The 4,042-nt window shown below is 69.1% G+C and carries 4 protein-coding genes; 2 read left to right on the top strand and 2 right to left on the bottom strand.

Annotation, left to right across the window (positions count from 1 at the left end; translation table 11 throughout):
* Positions 1-859 (top strand): catalase family protein (locus AC1DU6_RS22330; RefSeq protein ID WP_477859689.1); only part of this gene is annotated, 859 nt, incomplete at its 5' end.
* 28 nt (positions 860-887) lie between these two features.
* On the opposite strand, the gene AC1DU6_RS22335 is transcribed toward AC1DU6_RS22330, so the two are convergent.
* Positions 888-1,646 (bottom strand): SDR family NAD(P)-dependent oxidoreductase, encoded by a 759-nt coding sequence (locus tag AC1DU6_RS22335; protein WP_477859691.1) that lies wholly within the window; start codon positions 1,644-1,646, stop codon positions 888-890.
* A 98-nt stretch (positions 1,647-1,744) separates the two neighbouring features.
* Between AC1DU6_RS22335 and AC1DU6_RS22340 the strand changes: the two genes are divergently transcribed.
* Positions 1,745-2,677, top strand: a complete 933-nt coding sequence (locus AC1DU6_RS22340) for a LysR substrate-binding domain-containing protein (protein WP_457350254.1) — start codon at positions 1,745-1,747, stop codon at positions 2,675-2,677.
* Between the two features lie 143 nt (positions 2,678-2,820).
* Here the strand turns inward: AC1DU6_RS22340 and AC1DU6_RS22345 are convergent.
* Positions 2,821-4,042 (bottom strand): toxic anion resistance protein (locus AC1DU6_RS22345; protein ID WP_477859693.1); only part of this gene is annotated, 1,222 nt, incomplete at its 5' end.

Below are 4,042 nucleotides of genomic sequence, written 5' to 3' on the forward strand. Positions count from 1 at the left end.
CGGCCGTGCACTGCACCGCAAGGGCGTTGCCGCGGTGCGCGGGCGGCTGCGTGTGCCGCAGGGCCTGCCAGGGCATGCCCGCCACGGCCTCTTTGCCGAGCCGGGTGAGCACGAGGTCTGGGTGCGGCTGTCCAACGGCGCGATGGACAAGCAGAGCAACCGCCGGCCCGACATCCGCGGCTTTGCGATGCGGGTCTTCGGCGTCGATGGTGAAGCGGCCCTCGGCGGCCGCACCGATCACCAGGACCTGTCGCTGATCAACCAGACGGCCTTTGCGTTTCCCGACAGCCGCCATTTCTTCGGTCTCGTCGAGGCAGCCGGCCGCAGCCCGGGCGCCGTGATCGGCTGGATGTTCAAGACCTTCGGCTTCATTGGCGGCTTCAAGCAGCTCAAGAAGCTGGCCGCGACGGCCGGCAAGCCTTTCACGGGGTTCGCGACCGAGGCCTTTGCCAGCACGCTGCCCATCAGCTGCGGCCCCGCCGCCGTCAAATTGCGCCTGCTGCCGCCCGCCGGGCTGAAGCCGCGTACCGAGGTCAACGGTGACTGGGCCGGCGATCTCGCTGCCCAGGCGGCGGCCGGCCCGTTGAAGTACCGGCTGCAGCTGCAATTCTTCGTCCATGAGGCGCGCACGCCGCTGGAGGACGCGTCCGTCGAATGGCCCGAGTCCGTCGCGCCCTTCGTCGACGTGGCCGAGTTGGTGCTGGAAGCGCCGTCGACCGACGTCGATTTCATCGCTCGCGTCGAAGCCGGTGTCTTCGACCCCTGGCAGGCATTGGTGGCGCACCGGCCTCTGGGCGAGGTCATGCGCGCGCGCAAGGTGGCCTACTTCACCAGCCAGCAGGGCCGCGGCGCCGCCTAGCCGCGCCGCGCCATCCMGACGCGCTGATTCAAAGGAACATGCCGCCCGAGGCTTCGATGCGCTGGCCGGTGATCCATCCCGCACCGGGGCGCATCAGCGCGGCCGCAGCGCCGCCGATGTCCTCGGCCTCGCCGACCCGGCCCAGCGCCGTGACCGAAGCGACGAAGCGGTTCAGCTCCGCGTTGTCGCGCACCGCGCCGCCGCCGAAGTCGGTCGCGATCGCACCCGGCGCCAGCGTGTTGACGCGGATGCCGCGGGCCGCCAGCTCCTTGGCCTGGTAACGGGTCAGCACTTCCACCGCCCCCTTCATCGCCGCATAGGCGGCATAGCCGGGGATGGTGAAGCGGGCCAGGCCGCTGGAGACGTTGAGGACGCTCGCGCCGTCGGCCAGCAAGGGCAGCAGCGCCTGGGTCAGGAAGAAGGGGCCTTTCAGGTGGATGGCGAGCATCGCGTCGAACTGGGCCGGCGTCGTCTCGGCGAAGCTGGCGTGGGCGCCTGTGCCGGCGTTGTTGATGAGGCCGCCGAGCTGGCTGGCGCCCCAGGCCTTCAGGCCGGCGTCCAAGCGCTCGGCGAAGGCCGGGAAGCTAGCGGCGTCGGCCACGTCCAGCGGCAGGGCCAGGGCGCGGCGGCCCAGGGCCTGGATTTGTGCAACGACGGCATCCGCCGCTGCGGCGGCTTCACGGTAGGTCAGCACGATGTCGTGGCCGTCGCGGGCCAGGGCCAGCGCCATCTGGGCGCCCAGGCCGCGGCTGCCGCCGGTGATCAGGGTGATGGGGGAAGAACTCATTTCAGCTCCGTCAGAGGATGGGGTTTGTGGACGGAGTGAAATTTATTGTTCGTTCTGATGTGGATAAAGTCGCCGCAGCTGAAATGACTGTGCTTTGAATGACATCCAATCTCGACCTCGCCTCGTTGCGTGTCTTTTTGCAGGTGGCCGAACTGGCCCACTTCAGCCGTGCGGCCGATGAACTGGGCCTGCCCAAGGGCCGGGTCAGCCAGGTCGTGCGCGACCTGGAGGCGCAGCTCGGCACGCGGCTCTTCCAGCGCACCACGCGGCGCGTCAGCCTGACGTCGGACGGCGAGCTGCTCGCCGAGCGGGCCCGCGCGCTGATGGCGGACGCCGGCGAGATCGAGGCGCTGTTCCAGCAGGACCAGCAGCTCAGCGGCCGGCTGCGCGTGGATATGCCGGTGCGGCTGGCGCTGGACGCCGTGCTGCCGGCCCTGCCGGAATTCCTGGCCGCCCACCCCGGCGTGACCGTGGAGCTGAGCTGCACCGACCGCCGCGTCGACCTGGTGGAAGAGGGCTTCGACTGCGTGCTGCGCGTGGGTGCCGTGCACGACCCGCTGCTGGTGGCGCGGCCGCTGGGGCAGATGCGCATGGTCAACGTGGCCAGCCCCGGCTACCTCGCCGCGCATGGCACGCCGGCCACGCCGGACGACCTGGTCGCGCAGGGCCACCACCTGGTGCACTACAGCCAGAGCTGGGCCGACCGCCGCCCGCGCTTCGACTGGGTGGACGCCAGCGGGCAGGAACGCACGCTGACCCTGCCGTCACGCGTCACCGTCAACAACACCGACGCCTACCAGGCCGCGGCGGTGGCAGGCGCCGGCGTCGCGCAGTTCCCCCTCCAGGGCGTGCGGCATCTGCTGGCCGGCGGCCTTCTGGTTCAGGTGCTCGAAGGTTTCGATGCCGCGCCGCTGCCCGTGCGGTTCGTGCTCAGCCAGCGCCGCCACACGCCGCGCCGGGTGCGCGTGTTCATGGACTGGCTGGCGGGCCGGCTGGCCGACCGGCTTGATGCCCAGGGGAGCGCTGAATAGGTCCCGCGATGCGGCGCGCCCTGGTTTGGGATGGGCTGCAAGGCGCAAACCACAGCCATAGCTTGGCTATGGCGAGGATTTGCAACGCAGCAGACCGCCCAAAGCAGGGATGCGCCGCGCGTGAGGACTTGTTCAGCGCTTCCCTATAGCTTGACCGGGCCTTCGATGGCCGCCGCGCCCGACACGGCCGCCTTGGCCTGCTRCTGGCGCACGCGGTCCAGGTAGCCCTCGGAGCGCTGCAGCTGCTCCTGGATGAGCTTGTTGTTGGTGCCCATGGTCTCGATGGCCTTGCTGCGGAAGTTGTCCATCGCATCCATGGCCTGGAAGGTCTGGTCGAACATGGACTGGATCTGCTGGATGCCCAGCATGGGGTTKGCCGAGAACTCGGCCGTCGCGTCCACATGCTGGTTCAGCGCCGTGCCGGTCTGGTTGATGAGGTCGCCGATGGTCTTGTTGACGCCCTGCAGCATCTGCATGACCTCGATCTGGTTGCCAGTGGCGCGCGCCACGGTCTGGGCCACGGCCAGGGCGCTCATGCCGGTGGTGGCGACGCGGTCGCAGCCAATCATCATCTCGCGGCCGGTCTTCTTCAGCACGTCCAGGGCCAGGTAGCCGTTCACGCAGACGGCCTGCTGGGTCTGGATGTCTGCCAGGTTCTGGCGGGCATAGAACAGCACCTCCTGCTCCAGCGCCTTGGCCTTCATCGGGTCGGTGGGTTGCAGCTGCTGCACGCGCGTGGCCAAGCGTTCGTCCAACACACGAGCAAAGCGCGCGGCGGCGGCGAGCTTCTGCATCGCCTCCCAAAGCTTGCTGCGCGTGGCCTCGACGTCGATGACGTCCTTCTGGATGTCGTCCTTGGCCGCGTAGAGCTGGGTCATGGCCGTCTGCAGCTGCGAACTGGCGGACTGGAAGCGGCGGAAATAGGCCTCCAGCTTGTTGCCGAAGGGGATGATCCCGAGCAGCTTGCGCGGCTGCAGCAGGTCGCCGTCCTTGCCGGGGTTGAGCTCGTCGAGTTGGCCGCGGATGGCCGCGATGGCCTTGTAGGCCGGCGTGTCGGTCGCGCCGACGAAATTGCGCTGCATCAGGCTGCCCTGCATCAGCCCGGCGGCCAGGCTGATCTCCTGGCGGCCGAGCTGGAAGGCGCTGTCCAGCTTGGCCTTGAAGGGTTCGCTGTGCAGGTCTTCCTTCTCCAGCGCCTCGATGAAGCGCTGCACCTGCGCATCCACCTGGCTGCTGACCTCGGCCTTCAGCGGCACGGCCTCGACGGCGGCGGCCGGTTGCACCGGCGTGATGACCTCGGGCGGGGTCAGCGTGAACGTGGGAGCGGCGGTTGTCGTGGTCGTGGTGTTCATGCGATGTCCTTGC

Source organism: Roseateles sp. P5_B10 (assembly GCF_056400485.1).

What these genes read in the sequence shown, in the direction of transcription:
- AC1DU6_RS22340 (WP_457350254.1), top strand. Translation starts at nt 1,745, where the DNA reads ATGACATCCAATCTCGACCTCGCCTCGTTGCGTGTCTTTTTGCAGGTG.
- AC1DU6_RS22335 (WP_477859691.1), bottom strand. Translation starts at nt 1,646, where the DNA reads ATGAGTTCTTCCCCCATCACCCTGATCACCGGCGGCAGCCGCGGCCTG.